Origin of the sequence: Dactylosporangium sp. CA-152071, from assembly GCF_050936335.1 — a bacterium.
Lineage (GTDB): Bacteria > Actinomycetota > Actinomycetes > Mycobacteriales > Micromonosporaceae > Dactylosporangium > Dactylosporangium maewongense.
This window is the reverse complement of record NZ_JBNJMZ010000002.1, coordinates 1320232-1340040: the sequence shown is the minus strand read 5'-3', so window position 1 is coordinate 1340040 and position 19809 is coordinate 1320232. Positions and strand designations below refer to the sequence as shown.

At 71.0% G+C, this 19809-nt stretch carries 8 protein-coding genes; 5 read left to right on the top strand and 3 right to left on the bottom strand.

Going from position 1 to position 19809, the window contains the following annotated elements; translation table 11 throughout:
- The first annotated feature begins 461 nt into the window (after positions 1–461).
- The gene (locus ACQEVZ_RS46105) at positions 462–6635 is read left to right on the top strand and encodes an RHS repeat-associated core domain-containing protein (RefSeq protein ID WP_433380194.1); all 6174 of its coding nucleotides are present in this window, start codon (positions 462–464) and stop codon (positions 6633–6635) included.
- A 742-nt stretch (positions 6636–7377) separates the two neighbouring features.
- Here ACQEVZ_RS46105 and ACQEVZ_RS46100 read toward each other — a convergent pair.
- Positions 7378–8235, bottom strand: coding sequence for a methyl-accepting chemotaxis protein (locus tag ACQEVZ_RS46100; RefSeq protein ID WP_433380191.1), 858 nt, complete (start codon positions 8233–8235; stop codon positions 7378–7380).
- A 511-nt stretch (positions 8236–8746) separates the two neighbouring features.
- On the opposite strand from ACQEVZ_RS46100, the gene ACQEVZ_RS46095 reads away from it, so the two are divergent.
- The 3 genes from ACQEVZ_RS46095 to ACQEVZ_RS46085 all read left to right on the top strand — a co-directional run bounded on the left by ACQEVZ_RS46095 (position 8747) and on the right by ACQEVZ_RS46085 (position 12901).
- Positions 8747–10078, top strand: a complete 1332-nt coding sequence (locus ACQEVZ_RS46095; RefSeq protein ID WP_433380188.1) for a lipase family protein — start codon at positions 8747–8749, stop codon at positions 10076–10078.
- Between the two features lie 236 nt (positions 10079–10314).
- Complete coding sequence (locus tag ACQEVZ_RS46090) at positions 10315–11634, top strand: discoidin domain-containing protein (protein WP_433380185.1); 1320 nt, start codon at positions 10315–10317, stop codon at positions 11632–11634.
- A 49-nt stretch (positions 11635–11683) separates the two neighbouring features.
- Positions 11684–12901: a heparin lyase I family protein gene (locus tag ACQEVZ_RS46085; RefSeq protein WP_433380182.1), complete on the top strand. Its 1218-nt coding sequence runs from the start codon at positions 11684–11686 to the stop codon at positions 12899–12901.
- 22 nt (positions 12902–12923) lie between these two features.
- Here the strand turns inward: ACQEVZ_RS46085 and ACQEVZ_RS46080 are convergent, their stop codons facing one another.
- Positions 12924–15497 (bottom strand): LuxR C-terminal-related transcriptional regulator, encoded by a 2574-nt coding sequence (locus tag ACQEVZ_RS46080; RefSeq protein WP_433380179.1) that lies wholly within the window; start codon positions 15495–15497, stop codon positions 12924–12926.
- Between the two features lie 209 nt (positions 15498–15706).
- Here ACQEVZ_RS46080 and ACQEVZ_RS46075 point away from each other — a divergent pair, with 209 nt between their 5' ends.
- Positions 15707–16975, top strand: a complete 1269-nt coding sequence (locus tag ACQEVZ_RS46075; protein WP_344510127.1) for a discoidin domain-containing protein — start codon at positions 15707–15709, stop codon at positions 16973–16975.
- Between the two features lie 26 nt (positions 16976–17001).
- Here the strand turns inward: ACQEVZ_RS46075 and ACQEVZ_RS46070 are convergent, their stop codons facing one another.
- Positions 17002–19614: a LuxR C-terminal-related transcriptional regulator gene (locus tag ACQEVZ_RS46070; RefSeq protein ID WP_433380175.1), complete on the bottom strand. Its 2613-nt coding sequence runs from the start codon at positions 19612–19614 to the stop codon at positions 17002–17004.
- Positions 19615–19809 lie beyond the last annotated feature (195 nt).

Sequence of the window (19809 nt, the reverse complement as noted above, 5' to 3'; positions counted from 1 at the left end):
GCCATGCAGCCGGGCTGGAACCTCGGCAACAGCTTGGACGCGACCGGCGCCGACGAGACCTCATGGGGCAACCCGCGGGTCCGGGCTCCATGAGCGAATCCGGACCGCATCGACAACAACGTGGTCCGGATAGGCAACGTCCGTTGCCGTGCTTGCCCACAGACTGACATCGATCGCCTTGATCGCTGGTGGCGGCAGCAAGGCGAACGGGGGGTGCGATGAAGCGGCAGAACGTGCTGGCCCATCGCTCCGCGTCGCGGACGGCCGCTGGGTCGCCGCACGCCATCGCCGGCGGCCGCTCGGCCCAAATCCTCGCCCCCGGGCAAGCATTCGCGCTGGGGGCGAGGAACGCCGGCGGCCTGCACATTCATGTTCGTATGTAGCTGACGGGAGTTACGTTGCCGACACGTTGGCGTTCGTATGTCTTCAGTGCGCTGAGCTGGTTCCGGGCGTTCCGTCCGGTGACCCTCGCCCTGACTGCGCTGCTGGTGCTGGGCGGGCTGGACAGCATCGACCACGAGGCCGCCGAGGCGGCACCCGCCAATCCGTCGGGGGTGGTGAATCCTCAAGCGCGGTCGGTCGCGGTGTCTGGCGTGTCGGGCCGCGCCCGGCCGGGGGTTGAGTCCGACAAGGCGGCGCTGGGGAAGGTGCCGGCGCCCGTGTGGCCGGTTGCTGGGTCGGCGGTGGTGCCGGTGAGCGGGACGGCCCAGGCACAGGCGAAGCAGCAGGGGACCGTGGTGGCGCCGGGTGGGTTGCCGGTGATGGTCCGGGCCGGTGGTCCGGTGTCCGAGCCGCGTACCGCGGGGGAGCAGGCCGCGCAGAGCGGCGCTGCGGCGGTGTCGCAGGTGCGGGTGTCGGTGCTTGGCCAGGACGTGGCCGCGGCGTTGGGTGTCAAGGGCGTGGTGCTGACGGTGAACCGGGCGGACGGTGCCGCGAGGTCCGGGTCGGTGGGGCTGGACCTGGACTATGCCGCGTTTGCGACGGGATATGGCGGTGACTACGGCGGTCGGCTGCGGCTGGTGTCGCTGCCCGCGTGCGCGACGAGCACGCCGGCATCGCCGCAGTGTCAGGTGCAGTCGCCGTTGAAGTCGGTGAACAACCCGGTGTCGAAGCGGGTGTCGTTCGACTCGGTGTCGCTGCCGGGTGACCCGGCAGCGGTGGCGGGCGGGTCGAAGTCGGCCGGCTCGGGGTCTGCGGGCGCGGTGCTGGCGTTGACGTCGGGCTCGGCGTCGCAGGCGGGTGACTGGTCGAAGACCTCGTTGTCGCCGTCGGCGTCGTGGTCGCAGGGCGGTTCGTCGGGTGACTTCACGTACAGCGTGCCGTTGCAGGTGCCGCCGTCGTTGGGTGGTCCCACCCCGAATCTGCAGCTGCAGTACAGCTCGGGCGGCGTGGACGGCAAGACGGTGGCGACGAACGCGCAGGCGTCGTGGGTCGGTGAGGGCTGGGACCTCGATCTCGGCTACATCGAGCGGTCCTACCGGGGTTGCGCCGATGACGGCAACGCCACCGGTGACCTGTGCTGGACGTCGGCGAACGGTGACAACGAGCCGATCTCGATCGTGATGGACGGCGTGTCGGGGCAGTTGGTGCGGGACAGCGCCACCGGTGAGTACAAGTCGGCGGTCCACACTGGGTGGAGTTTCCGGAAGTACACCGGTGCGGTCAACTACGACAACGACGGCGAGTTCTGGCAGGTGATGTCGCCGGACGGGACGCAGTACTTCTTCGGTCACGGCGGGGCCTACAGCGCGACGGCGGCGCAGACGTACTCCACGGGGATCGTGCCGGTGTACGGCAACAACAGTGGGGAGCCGTGCTACAAGACGGCGGCACAGGGTGGGTATGCGGCGTCGTCGTGTCCGCAGGCGTACCGGTGGAACCTGGACTACATCGTGGACCCGCGCGGGAACAGCGAGACGATCTTCTATCAGAAGACCACGGCGAAGTACGGCCACAACAACAACAACGGTGTCGCGGATTACGACGTCAACGTGTACCCGGTGCGGATCGAGTACGGCACCCGGCAGGGTTCGGAGGGTGCGCCGGGCAAGCCGGCGCCGATGCGGGTCGACTTCGGCATCGAGGCGCGGTGCAACGATGTCGGCACCTGCTCGATCGACGTGCCGTGGGACAAGTACTGTGTGGCGTCGTCGTGTCCGAACCTGACCAGCCCCTCGTATTTCATGCAGTGGGCGCTGGCGTCGGTGACCACGAAGGTGTTGACGGATCCGGCCACCGCCACGTATCAGACCGTCGATCAGTGGACCCTCGATCACGACTTCCTCAACCCGGGCGATGCCAGTCCGGCGGCGCTGTGGTTGGAGGGGTTGCAGCACACCGGGTTCAAGGGCGGCACGTCGCTGTCGGAGCCGCCGATGGCGTTCGGTGGCGGGGCGTTGGACAACCGGGTCGACTACAACCTCGCCGCCGGTGTGCTCAAGCTGCGCCGGTTCCGGCTCAGCAGCATCGAGAACGGCACCGGTGGTTTGCTGACGGTGTACTACGCGGGAACGGACTGCAGCCCGACGAGCATCCCCGAAGGCAGCGCGAACAACAACATCTACCGATGTTTCCCGCAGTACTGGTCGCCGGAGGGCGGTACGGCCGGGTTCGGGTGGTTCCACAAGTACGTGGTCACCGCGGTGCAGCAGTCGGACCTGGCGGACGCGACCGCGCCACCGGTGCTGACCAGCTACAGCTACAGCCTCACGCACTCCTCGACGAACGTGCTGTGGGGGCACGACCCGTCCGAGACGTCGCCACTGTCGCGGCGGTCGTGGTCGGACTGGCGCGGCTACACCGACGTCACCACCACGACGGGACCGGTCGGCGGCACGCAGACGGTGTCCTCGGCGCTGTACTACCGCGGGTTGCACGGTGACCGGGCCAGCGCCACCGGCGGCGCCCGGACAGTCACCGTCACCGACTCGCAAGGCACCACGACCGACGTCAACGTGCTGCGCGGGAAGCTGCGGGAGGACACGTCGTTCCGGCCGGGTGGGCTGGCGTACTCCTCGACGCTGCACTCATACGGTTACGGCACGGTCGCGATGCGAGACCTGGCGTACGGGATGGGAAATCTGGTCGCGAACAACTTCGCCGAGGTCGAGACCCGCACCCGCACCCACATCACCAGCCCGGCCGGGGTCGAGGGGTGGCGGTGGACGAAGACCACCACCACCACGGACAGCTACACGCTGCCCACCCTGATCCGTGACTGGGGCGACGAGGCCGACCCGAACGACGACCGCTGCACCGAGATCACCTATGCCGACCGCAGCGTCGACCCGGCCAACGGCCGCTACCATGTCAACTACCAGCGCACAAACATCCAGACCACCTGCACGATCGTCGATGGCAACGACTTCCTCGCCGGGACGTTCTCCTACTACGACGGCAACACCACCGGCACCGGCCCGGTCGGCCAAGGCCTCGTCACCAGGGTCGACGCGTTCAACGGGGCGACGGGGACGTCTCCGCAGTGGCAGAACACCACGAACACCGGCTACGACGCCTACGGCCGGGTCGTCTGGACCCGTGACCCGATGAACGACAACGCGCACAAGACCACCACGCAGTACACCCCGGCTGCGGACGCCCCCGTGACAACGACGGCGACCACGAACCCGCTCGGCCACGTCACGACCGTGACGTCGGACGGTGCTCGCGGCGTCCCGGTCACGGTGAAAGACGCCAACAACAAGATCACCACCGCGGTGTACGACCCCCTGGGCCGGCTCACCGACGTGTGGCTGAACCGCGCCGCCACCGGTGCTGCGGACCTTCACTACGCCTACACGCTCTACTCGGGCGCAGGGACGACCAGCTCGATCACCACGACCAAGCTGGGCCCGAACGGCAACGGGATCACCAGCTACGACCTGTACGACGGCAACCTGCGGCAACGGCAGCAGCAGCGACCCGCCCCGCAGGCCAACGGCGGACGGATCGTCACCGACACCCAGTACGACGGGCGCGGCCTCAGCGCCAAGAGCACCATCTTCTGGAACGCCAGCCCTCCGGCCGCGACCCTCGTCGGGTTCGCCGACACCGACTCCGGTGTCAAGAACCAGCACCGCTACACCTACGACAGCCTGCAGCGGCAGACCATCGACGCGCTGTACTCCGTCAACACCCTGAAGTGGCAGACCACCACCTCCTACGACGGGAACTTCACCACCGTCACACCTCCCGCCGGGGGCACCCCCACGACGACGTACGTCAACGGCCGGGGCAAAACCACCGAACTGCGCCAGTACCTCGGCGGTGCACCCACCGGCAGCTACCACGCCACCGCATATGCCTACGATCGCCTCGACCGGCTGCGGACCAGTACCGACCAGTCCGGCAACACCTGGACCATCAGCTACAACCGACTCGGCCAGGTCGACTCCACCACGGACCCGGACAAGGGCACGACAAGCATCAGCTACGACCTGAGCGGCCGGCCGACGACAGTCACCGACGCTCGTCCCGGGTCCAGCACTACCAACAAGTACGACGAGCTCGGCCGCAAGACCGGCCTGTACGACGGGGTGGGTACGACCGGTTTCAAGCGGGCGTCGTGGACGTATGACACGCTCGCCAAGGGGCAGTTGACCTCGTCCACCCGAAACGTCGGCTCCGATGCGTTCACCAGCACCGTCACCGGCTACGACGACGGCTATCGCTCGTTGGGTATCACCACGGTGATCCCGTCGAGTCTGAGCATGCCGTGGCTGCCGAACGGCTCGTACACCACGTCGATGACGTACAACGTCGACGGGTCGGCCGCCACGGTGACGTACCCGGCGGCAGGCAACCTGCCCGCGGAGACACTGACCACCACCTACGACAACGCTGGTAACGCGCTGACGCTCAACGGTCTGGAGACGTACGTCGCCGCGACGACCTACCAGGCGTTCGGCCCGATGTACCAGCAGATCCTCGGCTCCGGTTCGAAACGGGTCCGGCAGACGACCGCCATCGACGAGGCAACTGGCAGGCTCACCAGCGTTAAGACCGAGACCGAGAACTCCGCAAACCCCAACACATGGACCGAGCGGCTCGCCGAAGGCTACGGCTACGACCCCGCCGGCAACGTCAAGAACATCACCGAGACCCTCGCCGGGTCGGTCGTGTCCAACCAGTGCTTCGGCTACGACGCACTGCGCGAACTCACCGAAGCCTGGACCACGACCGCAGCGACCTGCCAGGCCAACCCATCCACCGCCGTGACCGGCGGACCCGACCCGTACTGGACCAGCTACCAGTACGCCACCGGCACCAGCAACTACAACAGCGGCAACCGCACCCAGGAGACCCGCCACGCCATCGGCGGCGGCACCGACACCACCCGCACCTACACCTACCCGGCCACCGGCAAGCGGCACACCCTCACCAACGTGACCGCCACCGGCGGCAGCGCCGGCACCGACAGCTACACCTACGACAACGCCGGCAACACCCTCACCCGCAACATCACCGGCAAACCCGGCCAGACCCTCACGTGGGACAACGAGGGTCACCTCGCCACTGCCACCGACAGCGCAGGAACCAGCAGCTACATCTACGACGCCGACGGCACCCGCCTCGTCGCCAAGGACCCCGCCGGGGCCACGGTGTACCTGCCCGGCTACGAACTGCGCAAGGTCGCCGGCACCGTCACCTGCACCCGCTACTACGGCGTCGCCAGCCGCACCCCGGCCGGCCTGACCTGGATCGCCGCAGACCACCACGGCAGCGGACAACTCGCCATCGACGCGGTGAGCCAGACCGCCACCCGGCGCAAAACCGACCCGTTCGGCAACCCCCGCGGCACCGACCCGACCTGGCCCAACACCCAAGGGTTCATCGGCGGCACCCGCGACAACACCGGCCTCACACACATCGGCGCCCGCGAGTACGAACCACTGACCGGCAGATTCATCTCCGACGACCCGATCACCGACCACAACGACCCGCTACAGATCAACGGCTACGTGTACGCCGCCGCAAACCCCGTCACCAACAGCGACCCGACCGGCCTGCGCACCTGTTCCGGCCCGGAGGACTGCGGCCAGGGCCTCGGAGGCACCAAGGAGGACTACTCGCACGGCAACCCGTTCTGGGGCAACGGCGTGGACAAGAAGCACTCAGCCAAGAACAAGAAGATCTGCGGCGGCGACGGCAGCTGCTACCGCGGCAAGCCGCTCAAGTCGAAGCCGGGCCTGTCGGTCCAGCAACAGCTCTGCGCCGGCATGACCGCCCGCGCCTGCGAGGCGTACAACGAGAAGCAAGTCATGTATCAGAAGCAGCAGCAAACCACCATGAAAACGGCATCAGGTACCGTTTCGGGCAATTCGGGCTTTGTTTGTGGCTTTGTTGGCTGTAGCGAGTTCGAGTATGGCCCAAGCCAGATCAAGAGCCCTCCGAGCATGGACGATTTCGAATATGTCGTTACCATGATCGCCACCTTCGGCACCGCTGGCGCAGTGATCGGGGGCGGCATCGGCTGCCTCGCCACGATCCTGGCCGGCTGTGTTGCAGGTGGGACAGTCGGAGTGATCATCGGTGGAGCGTTCGGTGCCGCAGCAGGTGCAGGTTACGCTCTCGGTCGGTTGTGGAGAAAGAATGGGTGGTGGCCCGCTTGCAAGGGTTCGTCGTGGATGTGCTGATCTGGTCTATGTCGCATTTGCGCGATGGTCGCGCTGACCTGATCTAGGAGGCGGCGGATGAGGAAACCCCGATTGACCGGAGCGACACCTGCAAAGATTCGCGCCGTTGTCGGTGCGACCCTCGTAGTGGAGTTCGTCCTCGGCTGCGCTCTCGGCATCGTCGGTGTGTCGCCCGCGGGTGCATTGCTGATTTGCGCTGTGCCGCTAGTGGCCGTCATCGCCTGGTCGGTCCGACAGTTCTCCTATTGACGGTGGGCCGGCGAACGACGTTGAGACTCGCATTGCGGCGTCGCCTCAATGCGAAGGGTCTCCGCGGTTTGAGTGGATGACAGTGAGCATCGGTGCCCACCACATTTTGGTGGGCACCGATGCTGCAATGAGCTCAGCGCCACCCGGTGATCTCGGTGACGGTCACAGACCCGCAGAACGGCAGAGCGCCACCAAGACGTCCAACGCGTTCATCATCCAGCACTTCGGCAGGGTGTACTGCTGAGACGCGGTCCGCTGCACGTAGAGCCCGCCGGTTGGTGAGGTCCCGGCTCTGGCAGCGCTACGCCGTCGCCCCGATCGTGCTGTCCACGGTGGCCTCACCCGCTTCTTCGGCCTCCGCAGGGGCTCACTCACCGCATGAACCGCCTGCTCAACACCTCGTCGATCGAGTACGCAATCGCCATGGTGCTGGAGGCGTTCGCTGCATCGCTGCAGAGCGCCCGCCCACCAATCGAGCCCGGCGAGCTGCGGGCTAACGGAACTGCGGTGCTGTCACGTTCTGCTCCTGGACGAGGGAGTCCACCGCCTCCCGGGTGGAGCGCAGCGCCTGCATGGTGGCGTTGATCTCTTGGATGCTCTTGACCGCCTCGCTGGTCTGGAAGCGGATCTCCTTGATCTGCACCTCGATCTGCTCAGTTGCTTGACCCGTCTCGGTCGACAGCTCCTTGACCTCGCCCGCGACGACGGCGAAGCCCTTGCCCGCACTGCCGGCTCTGGCCGCCTCGATGGTGGCGTTGAGGGCGAGCAGGTTGGTCTGGCCGGCGATACTGGTGATCAGCTTGCCGACGTTGCCGATCTCGACGCTGCTGGCGTCCAGCTTGGCGATCGTCGCCGCGGCCTCGTCTGCACGTGCCGCGGCCGCCGTCACGGCCTCGCCGAGGTCGTGGCTGACCTGGCCGAGTTTCGCTGCTGACGCGGTCAGCTGGCCGAGCTGGTGCTCGGCGGTGGCCATCAAGGTCTTCTCGTTGTCGATGTCGAACAGCGCCCCGGCGACGCGCAACGGCACACCGTTGCGGTCCCGTTTCGTCGCCCCCGTGGCGCGGAACCACCGGTAGCTGCCGTCCTTCAGCGCCAGCCGGTACTCGATGTCATAGGGGATCCGCCCGGTCCGGTCATTGAGGTGGTTCAAGAACGCGGCCACCACTCGGTCGACGTCTTCGGCATGCAGCCGCGACGCCCAGCTGGACAGGATGTTCGGAAAGTCGCGTTCGTCGGTGAAGCCGAGCATGTGACGGAAGTCCTGCGACCAGTTGAACGTATTGTCTGGGTTTACCGGGTCGTCCGCCACCACGTCCATGTCCCACAGGCCGATCCCGGCCGCGTCGGTCATCAGCTCGAACCGCTCGATGGCGGCCGACTGTCCGCTGCGCAGCGACTCGACCTCTGCTCGCAACGCGTCGCACTCCGCCAAGGCCGCAGCCAGTCGCGGGTCGTCCGTCGCTGCGGCACCGGTCACGGCCGTGTCCTGTGCTCCGCGCCACCAACCCATCCGCTTAACTCCGTTCCGCGTCCTCTTTGCCTCCCTATCGACTGCCCGGCGCGGACCTGAGTGTTTTGGCTGGTCCTGGTGTGGCTCCGCAAACCGCCTCTGCTCGCATACGCCTTGTCGGCCAGGACCTCGATCCGGGCGTGTCCGCGGCCGGCCCAGACCAAGCACCCGGCGTTTCAGGACCGGCACGAACGGCGGGCTGCCGCCACGATGCCTGACTGGCACCTGGCGCCTCGGGTGCTAATCGAGAGATCGTCCCTCTGGGAAGTCTCGATTCTCCTAGTTACTGTCCGGTAACCGGCGCGGTGTCATGCACCGGATGGGAAAGCCGCTGAACTGAGAGGCCGGACGTATGTCCCTGCGCACCCGCATCTCCGCAGCCCTGCTGGCCGCGATGATCGTCACCCCGGGCCTGGCGGCCGTGCCGGCGGAAGCCGCCGACGCCGTCAGCTCGCGTGGCGTCCCGATTCCCGCTTTCTACACGCCACCGGCGACCCTGCCCGCGGCCAACGGCGCACTGGTCCGCAGCGAGCCGTTCCAGCTCGCACTGAACCTGCCAGGCATCAACTCCGCCCTGCCCGGCAACGCGCGACGGATCATGTACAAGTCCACCGATTCCGCCGGTAACCCCGTCGCCGTGACCGGCGCCTACCTGGAGCCGGCAGCGCCCTGGTTGGGGCTGGGACCGCGTCCGCTGGTGGTCCTCGCGCCCGGCACGATGGGGCAGGGTGACCAGTGCTCGACCTCTCTCGCACTGCAAAAAGGCCTGATCCTGGGCATCGGCCAGGAGCAGAGCACGGTGTCGGTCGGCTACGAGATCCTCGCCATGTACCGGCTGCTCGCGAAGGGCATCGCCGTCGTGCAGACCGACTACGTGGGACTCGGGACCACCGACCGGTTGCACACCTACGTCAACCGCGTCGATGGGGGACATGCCGTGCTCGACGCGGCGCGAGCCGCCAAGGCGCTACCGAACACCTCGATCAGCGCGAGATCCGCGGTGGGCTTCTACGGGTACAGCCAGGGTGGCGGTGCGGCGGCCTCGGCAGCGGAGCTCCAGCCGTCCTACGCGCCAGACGTCGCGTTGAAAGCCACGTATGCAGGGGCACCGCCGGCCAACCTCGCCGACGTTACCGCGGCGATCGACGGCAGCGAGCTGCTGGGCGCGCTGGGCTGGTCGGTGAACGGGTTCCTCCAGGCGGAGCCCGCCCTGGCGCCGCTGGTCGACGGGTACCTCAACGACGCCGGACGCGCCACCCTCAAGGACCTGTCCACGATGTGCGTCGGCGACGCGATCCTCACGTACGCCGGCAAACGCAGCTCGACGTGGACGACCAACGGTGCATCCGTGGCCGACATCATCGGCGCCGAACCCAGCCTGCGCGCGTTCATCGACAGCCAGCTCATCGGCGCTCGTAAACCGGCCGGTGTGGTGCGGGTCGCGACCGGCGTGAACGACAACCTCGTGCCACACGCGCAGGCGCGCGCGATGGCCGTGGCCTGGTGCCGCCTCGGCGGCAACGTCGTCTACGCCCCGATCGACCTCCCGGGGGTCGGCAGCGCGCTGCTCAACCACTTCGGACCGCTGCTCGCGGACCAGGGAACGGCCGTGGACTGGCTCGCGTACCGCCTGGCCGGCATCCCGGCCATCTCCAACTGCGTGACCCTGCCGCTGCAGCCGTAGCCCGGTTCGACGCCGAGGCAGCCAGGCACAGGCGCAGTGACCGGAACCCGGCACTGCGCCTGTCCTCAAGGTGCATTGGTCAAGATGCCAGCGTGGGTCGGACGGCGAGGCGACAGCCGCGTTTGAGTGTCATCTACTCATGCGTCCGGATCGGAGCACCTCGATTCTGGTCCTGTCGGTGACCGCTCGCCCGCGAGGTGTCGCGGGGTGGTCGAATCCGCCGCGCAGGAGGGACCATGCTCCGTCGACCCCTGTTCGTCCTGTTCACGATCGTCGTGGTGCTCGCGGCCGCGGCCCCCGTACACGCCCGGCCACCGGCCGACCCGCTCGCCGCATCCGCCGTGACCGGCTGTGGCACACGGCAGACGCCGTCGGTGGTCAGCGCCAGCACGTACGAGGATGTCAACCCACCCGCTCAGGCCGTCGACGGGAATCTGGACACCCGCTGGTCCGGCTACGGCTTCGGCGCCTACCTCCAGCTCGAACTGCCCGCCCGGGCCACCCTGTGCGCGGTGCAGGTGGCGTGGTTCCGCGGTGACGAGCGCTGGAACGACTACACCGTCTACACGTCCGCGGACGGCACGACGTACCGCAACGTCAACGCGGGCCGCAGCACCGGCACCACGCGGGCGATGGAGACCTACGCGTTCACCCCGCACGAGGCGCGCTTCGTCCGGATCGCCTTCTGGCAGAACGCCTCGCAGCACCTGTGGGCCAGCATCAGCGAGGCCGCGGTCCTCGGTGTCGACGCCACGGGCGGCACGCAGACCGTCGTGGCGGTCGGTGACATCTCGCAGACGTGCGTGACCGCCGACTGCCCGACCGCCCGTACGGCGGCGCTGACCGGGCAGATCAACCCGGCGCGCATCCTCGGGCTGGGCGACCAGCAGAACGGCAACGACACCTACGAGGACTTCCTGCGGTACTTCGACAAGACGTGGGGTCCGTTGAAGGGACGGTTCCACCCCACGCCCGGCAACCACGAATACGAGGTGACCGGCGCCGACGGCTACTTCCGCTACTTCGGCCCGGCGGCGAAGCCCCAGGGAGCCAGCTGGTACAGCTTCGACCTCGGCAACTGGCACATCGTGTCGCTCAACTCGGAGTACGACCGCAACGAGGGCGGCGCCCAGCTAGCCTGGCTGCGGGCCGACCTGGCCGCGACCACCAAGCCCTGCATCGCCGCCTACTGGCACCGGCCGAAGTTCAGCTCCGGCAGCGGCCACGGCAACTTCCCCAACGTGAAGCCGTTCTGGGACGCGCTGTACGCCGCCGGCGCCGACCTGGTCCTCAACGGCCACGACCACGACTACGAGCGGTTCGCGCCGCAGCGCCCCGACGGCGTCGCGTCCCCGGCCGGCATCCGCGAGTTCGTCGTCGGCACCGGCGGTGCGGGCCTGCGCCCGTTCGGCACCACCGTCGCCAACAGCGAGCGGCGCATCGCCGGCACCCACGGCGTCCTGCGCCTCGACCTCGGCACGAACGAATACATGTGGCGGTTCGTCGACATCGACGGCGCCACGCGCGATCAGGGTGGCCCGGTCGCCTGCCACTGAGCCGCCCGACACCTTCGACAGCGAACACTCACAGAGGAGGTACCCCCCGATGACATCACGATGGCGGCCGCTGCGGGCGCTGCTGGCGTGCGGTCTGGCCGCGGCCGGACTGGCGCTGGTGTCGCCCGCGGCCCCGGCCCAGGCCGACCCGGTCGGCGTGTTCGAGACGCTCAACTTCGAGGATCCGGCCGACCGTACTGTGCCCCCGCCCGGCTGGATCAAGCAGGCCGCCCGCACCGATTCGATCCAGATCGTCAGCGACGTGAAGCGCGACGGCGGATACGCCGCCAAGTTCGACCTCAAGAAGGACGACGCGATCGTCTCCAACGGCAAGCGCTCCGAGCTCAACCAGTACGACAACCAGCCGGCCAACGTCGAGCGGTGGTACGGGTTCAGCATCTACCTGCCCACCTCGTGGGTGTACGACCGGTCGCCGGAGATCGTCAGCCAGTGGCACCAGTGCGACGCGGGCCGGTGCAGCGGCGGCTCCCCGCCGCTGGCGCTGATGACCGAGAAGGGCCGGTGGATGCTCGACATGCCGCTGCGCTCGCAGAAAGTGGACCTCGACGCCTACAGCACGGGCACCTGGACCGACTGGGTGTTCCACGTCGTCTGGCGCACCGACGGAGGCGGGCTGCTGGAGGTGTGGCGCGACGGCGTGTACAAGTTTGGCTTCCAGGGCCGCACGCACGCCGACTCGCAGGGCTCGCCGTACTTCAAGTTCGGCATCTACAAGTGGGACTGGAAACCCGGCAGCACGAACCCGTCGGACACCACGCAGCGGACCATGTACTACGACGCACTGCGCATCGGCGACCAGCGCGCCACGTTCCCCGACGTCGACCCGGCCCGCTCGGGCGGCGGCCCCTGCAACCGCGCGCAGCCGGTGGCGGGGGTGTCGGCCAGCACCTATGAGGCCATCAACCCGCCGCAGAACGCGGTCGACGGCAACCTGACGACGCGCTGGTCGGGTTCCGGTTTCGGGGCGTTCCTGACGGTCGATCTGGGTGCTCAGCGGAGCATCTGTGGTGCCGGGGTGGCGTGGCATCGTGGTGACGTGCGGTGGAACGACTACACGATCTACACATCGGTCGACAACGTGACCTACGTGAAGGCGTGGGAGGGCCGCAGCAGCGGCAAGACGTTGCAGCCCGAGGTCACCACGTTCCCGGCCCGGCAGGCCCGCTACGTGAAGTACGCGTGGTGGAACAACGCCGAGGGCAACGGCTGGGCCAGCATCACCGAGGCGACCGCGCTCAGCCAGTGACGCGGCGGGCCGGCGGCGGGCCTCACCCGCCGCCGGCTGCCAGCGGGGCGAGCGCGAGCCGCTCGGCGAGGTGCCGGCGACTGCCGATCGCCAGCTTCGTGTAGGACAGCTGCAGCAGGTTGCCCACGGTACGCACCGAGATGCCGAGCCGCTGCGCGATCTCGCCGTTGCGCAGCCCCGCGGCGGCGAGCTCGCACACCTCCCGCTCCCGGGCGGTCAGCCGGGCGGAGGCGGTGGGGGACGGCAACCACGGCGGCGCGTGGCCGGCGCAGCGCTCGGCCGCCCGCTGCCGCGCCCGATTCGCCGCCGCCGGCGCGGCCGGGCCGTGGGCGGCCGCGGCGGCGGCCTCGAGGGCGAAGCCGTGATACCCGAGCGCGTCGAACCGGTCCGCCACCCGCAGCAGCGGCGCCGCCCGGCCGCGCAGCAACGCCTCGGCGTGCTCGGCGAACAGGTCGAACAGCGGACTGTCGCAGCGGGCAGCGGCGTCCCGCAGCCGCCGGACGGCCGCCGCGGACCGGGCGGGTGCCAGCCGGACGTGCAGGTACGCGCACTCGACGCCGGTCGTGAGCCGGCCCGCGGCGAGGTACCGCTCGGCCAGCCGGTCGGCGCGGTCGGCGGCGTGGGCATGCCGGCCGCCGTAGGCGAGGACGAGCACCCGGTCCAGCTCAACCCGGTCGCACAGCGTGCTGCCCGGGGCCACCCGGTCGTCGATCGCGGCGAGGATCCGCACGGCCCGGTCCGCCTCGCCGAGCGCGGCCAGGCACACCGCGTACTGCCCGGCGATGAACACCCGTACCGGGAACGGCGTCCGCTCGTCCGCCAGCGCGTACGCCTCGCGCAGCGCCGGCAGTGCCCGCGCCGGCCGGCCAGACCACCACTCGGCGACGCCGACGGCGTGCGCGGCTACCGCGGCCTCCTCGACGCAGGACCGCCGCAGCGCCCCCGCGTAGTGCCGCCGGGCCAGCGCGAGCCCCTCGCGGAGCCGGCCGGTCAGGACCAGCGCATACGCCTGGCAGGCCCGGGTCGACATGCGTACCGCCGTCCAGACCGCCGGCGCCGGTTCCGGGTCGCGCTCGGCACACACCTGTCCCGGTTGCCCGCGGAAGGTCAACAGGTAGGTCCCCAGCGCCTCGGCGACGTCCCGGATCAGCGGCCCGCCGCCCCGCGCGTCGACCGGCGCCCCGGCCCCGCCGGTGAAGAGCGCGACGGCCTGTGCGGCGATCGTGAGCTCCACCGAGCCGTCGGGACGTGGCACATGCTGCCGGGCCCGCTCGACCTCGGCCGCCGCCTCGTCGGTGCGCGACAGTCCCCAGAAGAGGTTCAGCACGCGGGTGGCCGCGGCCCGCGGATCGTCGGGCCGGTCGAGGCACAGCTGGCACAGGATCCGCTCGGCCTCACCGGCCCGGCCCAGCGCCACCAGCGCCTCGGCGTGCAGCAGGGCGCCGTCGCGGCCGGGCACGTGCCGAGCCAGCCGGGCAGCGAGCGCCGGACGCCCGGTGCCGAGCGCGTCCCCGGCCGCGGCCAGCAGTGTGGCCGGCGGGACGGGCTCGGCCGCCTCCAGCCGCCACCACGCCTGCAGCGGTCCTCTCGGCCGATCGCCGTCCGCCGGGTCGGCGGCCCGCACCAGGTCGCGGAAGAGCCGGCGGCGGCGCAGCGACCCGACGGACGGCAGGACGCCCTCCACCTGCAGCGGGTGCGCCGGGCGCAGTACCGTGCCCGCGGCGCCGGTCGTCCGCACGACCCGCCCGGCGCTGACGAGAGCGTCGAGGGCGGGACCGGCGACCACCGCGCGCAGGACCGCCTCGGGCAGCGGCCCCGCCACCGCCAGGTACTCCAGCACCTCAGAGCCGCCGTCCGGCAACGGCTCCGCGTCCACCGCCGTCAGGTCGAGCCAGCGACGGGGATCGCCGACCGCACCGCGCCAGGACCACACGTCCCGGACGGCGACGAGCCGGCCGCAGGTGAGCCCGACACCGACCAGCCGGCGCAGCACGAGCGGGTTGCCCCGCGCCGCCCGCCACAGGCCACGGACCGTCATCCCGTCGACCGGGCCGCCCAGCGCGCCGGTGAGCAGGGCCGCCGTGGCCCGCGGCGGCAGCGGCCGCAGCGGCAGCTCCACGACCGGTCGCCGCTGCCACCAGGGCGGGCTGGTACCGGCGTCGGGGCGCGCCGTGAGCAGCAGGCCCGCGCCGGTCCGCTCCGCCAGTTCGTGCACGAGCGCGGCGTCCGCCGGGGTCAGGCGGTCCGCGTCGTCGACGCTGAGCACCGTCGGGCGGCCCCCGGCGAGCGCACGCAGCGCCCGCGCCGCGGCGGCGACCGACGGTGCCTCGTCGGCGCCCGCGTCCGTGAGCAGTGCCGCAACGGCCGGCGGGGCGACCGGGGAGGCGGTGGCGGCGGTACGGGCGACAAGCGCGCCGCCCGTACCGCAACGGTCGAGGACCACCCGGGCCAGCCGCGACTTGCCCAGCCCCGCCTCGCCGGTGACCACCACGGCGGAGGACCGCCGCAGCAGTTCGACGGCGCGCCGGGCGATGTCCGCGCGGCCGACGAGCGGCCAGCGCTCCACGGCCGCGGACACCCCGGGCCCCGTGGTCATCGGAGTGTCCCCGGCAGTGCGGCACGGCGATTGAGTACGGATCGCTCATGACCGGCACCCGCCGCCGGGACGACGGTGAAGGCACGGTGCGCAGGTGTCGCGTCGTGTAGCCCACCGGAACGGAGGCCGTACCCATGCCCACAACCGCACCCCGATCCAGACCCGGACCCGACCGCGCACCCGCACCCGGGCGCCGGGCGCTGCTCGGGATGACCGTCCTGGCGCTGGCCGCCACGACCGTGCTCACCGCGGCGGCGGCCGGGCCCGCGGCAGCCGCGGCCGCGACTCCGATCGGCAACGACGTCGACGGCGTCGCCATGATGTACCCGACGAAGGCCGGCGGGCAGGAGTGGCGACTCGACGACAACCCGGCCGCCGACGATCAGCTCGACGGGCCGGCGCTCAAGCGCAACCCGGACGGCACCTTCAAGGTGACCGAGGCGGACACCAGACTGGGCGTGTTGAGCGCCACCTACGACCACGACGACGAGGACGACCTGGTGTGGTCGCAGCCGACGCTGCGCAGGGTGGGGTACCAGCACGACGCGTCCGACTGGCGCGACGTGGAGCTCACCGGCTACGTCCGGCTCAACAAGACCTCCAACACCGACGAGGAGTTCACCTGGTACGCCCGCGGCGCCCGGCACACCGGAAACGGCGACACCCCGGAGACCTGCTGGGGTACGGCGTACAAGGCGAACCTGCGTTACCGCGACGGCGCCACGCGGTGGCAGAAGGAGCTGTTCCACGACGGCGGTGACGGCTACGCGAGCGGCTCCTGGCAGCATTCCGGAGCATCGGTGCAGGGCAAGCTCGTCGGCTTCAAGGCCGTCATGTTCAACACCCCCACCGGGGTGCGGATGGAGACGTACCTGGACCGTTCCAACACCAACACCTGGACCGCGGTCGCATCCTACGACGACCAGGGCGGCTGGGCGATCGACGAGGACAACCGCTGCGGTGGCACCCGCGACGAGGTGGTGCGCTGGGGCGGGCCGATCGCGACGCTCCGGTGGGATCTCGCCTCCGACGTCGACGTGACCCGCCTCAGCGTCCGGGAGATCGACCCTCGGGCCACGTGCAACCGTGCGCAGCCGGTGGCCGGAGTGTCGGCCAACACCTACGAGGCCGTCAACCCACCGCAGTACGCCGTCGACGGCAACCTGACCACCCGCTGGTCCGGCTACGGCTTCGGCGCCTACCTCACCGTCGACCTCGGCACCCAACGCACCATCTGCGGCGCCGGCGTCGCGTGGCACCGCGGGAACCTGCGCTGGAACGACTACACCATCTACACATCGGTCGACAACGTGACCTACGTGAAGGCCTGGGAAGGCCGCAGCAGCGGCACCACACTCCAACCCGAAGTCACCGGGTTCCCCGCCCGCCAAGCCCGCTACGTGAAGTACGCCTGGTGGAACAACGCCGAAGGCAACGGCTGGGCAAGCATCACCGAAGTCACCGCACTCAGCGCGTAAGGACCGTGCCCCGTCCCGGCCGGTGGTCATCCGATGGCCGTCCGGGACGCGGGCGCGGCCAGCACCCGGGCGAGGCTGTCACGGCCGGTTACGCCGAGCTTGCGGTACACGCGGTAGAGGTGGTTGCCGACGGTCCGCACCGACAGCCGCAGCTGCTGGGCGATGGCCTCGTTGGGCAGGCCGGTGGCGGCCAGGTCGGCGATCTGGCGTTCCCGGCCCGTCAGCGCGGCCGGCCGGGCGACACCCTCCGCCCACTGCGGCACGAACCCCTCGCACCGCTCCCCCAGTGTCGCGAGCAACGGCCGGAACCTGCTGTCGCGCACCGTCCCCTCCAGCCGGACGCCGGATGCCGCGGCCTCCAGCGCGACCGCCGCGTAGCCCAGCCCGGCCAGGCCTTCGCAGGCGGCGGCGAGCCGGTCCGCGTCGCTTTGCACCAGCGCCTCGACGTGGTCGGCGAAGAGCACGAACAGCGGGCTGTCGGCGCGGTCCGCGGCCAGCCGCAACGCCGCGGCCACCGAGGCACACGGCCGCAACCGACCGGCCAGGTACAGGCTGTCGGCGGCGCTGGTGAGCCGGTTCAGGGCGAGGTACCGCTCGCCGAGCGCCGCGGCGAGCCGGGCGCCGCCGGTGGCGTCACCGGCGTGGGCCCGGCTCCGCGCCTCCGCCATGTCGAGGTGCCCGGTGAGCACCGAACCGGACGGTAATCGCGCGCGCATGTACCGCACCGCCGAGGCGGCCGCCGCGCCGCGGCCGAGCGCGGCCTGGCAGGCGGCGTACTCGCTGAACACGTACGTCTGGATGGGGAACGGGGTGTGCTCGTCGACGAGGGCCCGGGCCTCCCGCAGGTACGGCAGCGCACGCGCCGGCCGTCCGGCCCACACCTCGCAGACCCCCAGCTCCAACGACAGCATCGCCACCTCCGACGCGGCGCCGCGGGTCAGCGCCGCCCGGTGGTACGCGCGCCCGGTGGACAGTGCGGCGGACAGCTCGCCGGCCATGGCGAGCGCGTGGACGTGACAGGCGGCGGCCGCGCCGCGCATCGACGCCCACGCTCGGGGCGCCGCCAGGTCGCCGTCCCGGAACCCGGCGACGACCCGGGCCGGGGCGCCGGCGAAGACCGCGGCGTACGCGCGGATCGCCGACGCAGCGCCGCCGACGACGCTGCCGGTGACGCCGTCGAGCAGGGTCCCGTCGCCGTGGCCGGCACCGAACACGGACAGCGCCAGGGCGGCCACGCCGAGCCGCGGGTCGTCGCGCTGCTCCGCGGGCAGGGTCCGGCGGGCCCGGGCGACGACCGCCGCGGCCAGCTCCGGCCGGCGCAGGCCCCAGAACAGGTTGAGGGCGCGCAGCGCCGCCACGCCGGCGCGATCGGCCGCCGGCAGGTGCTCGTGCTCCGCGTCGAGCAGAGCCTCGGCCGCGACCGCCTTGTCCTGAGCGACGAGCGCACCGGCCAGCACCTCCACCCCGGCCGCTCCAGCGCTGCGCGCGAGGGACTCGGCCCGGACCGCGTCGCCGCGGTCCAGGGCGTCACGGGCGGCGCGCAGGATGTGCGGCACGGGCACCCGCTCCTTGGCCGCCAGGCGCCACAGCACGGACCGCAGGTGCGCGCCGGGGCCGGGCATGCCGGCCCCGTCGACCGCGTCGGCCAGCCGCCGGTAGACCTCCCGGCGCTCCCGGGCTGTGGCGGTGGCCCGCATCAGCTCGCCGTACAGCGGGTGGCCGCAGCGCACCAGCAGCCCGTGGGCGGAGCGGTCGACCCGGATCAGCTGCCGCCGCTCCAGCGCTTCCAGGACCGGCAGCGGTGCCAGCGTCTCCAGCGCGTCGGCGCACATCGGCTCGCCGTGCGCCACGTACCGCAGCGCGGCGCGCTCCTGCGTGTCGAGGCGGCGCAGGACGTCGGCGACGAGGTCGCGCAGGCCCTGGTGGGAGCAGATCGTGCCGTGCCAGCGCCACAGCCCGTCGACCGGGCGCAGCTGCCCCGCGGCGAGCCCGGCGTCGACGAGATGGCGCAGGAACAGCGGGTTTCCGCCGGTGATGCCGGCGAGGCGGCCGAGGGTGAGCCGGTCGACCGGGCCGCCGAGCGCGGCGCGGATCAGCGCGTCGACGGCCGCCGGTCGCAGCGGGCCGATCGAGACCCGCTGCAGCGTCGGCCGATCCCGTAGCGCACGCAGCGCCGGGGCGTCCATCGCCTCGGGCCGGGCCGTCACGAGCAGCTTGGCGGGCACGGCGCCGGCCAGGTGCTGCACGAGGGCGGTCGACGCGGCGTCGAGGTGCTGGGCGTCGTCGATGTGCAGCAGCACCGGCCGGTCCGCGGCCCGCTGCCGCAGCGCCCGGGTGGCCGCGGCGTACGCGCGGGCCAGCCCGTCGCCGCCCGCGGCGGGCAGCAGCGGGGCGGCCGCGGCGAGCGGCAACCCGTCGGCCGCCTCCCAGCCGGACAGGGTCGACACCAGCATGCCACCGTCCGTACACCGCTGCGCAACCTCCTGCGCCAGCCGGGACTTGCCGACGCCGGCCTCACCGATGAGCAGGACGCCCGCCTCGTCGGTGGCGCCGAGCAGCGCGGACAGGTGCTGTACCTCGGTCGATCGGCCCACGAGCGGCCAGTGCACCGCCGTGGTGGCAAGCGTCGTCGCAGTCACGGTGGCTCCCACGCATGTCGGCGGCGACGCGCGGTGTGCGACACCAGCGGTGCGGTGCCAGAATGTCGCCGCGCACCCATGCTCGCGGCCGGAACCGGCCCGCGCAACCTCAGGGACGGATTCGCGCTGAGCAATGGATACTCATGCGGGACCGAGACGCACGTAGTAGGCGACCTTGCTCGGATTGGCGATGCT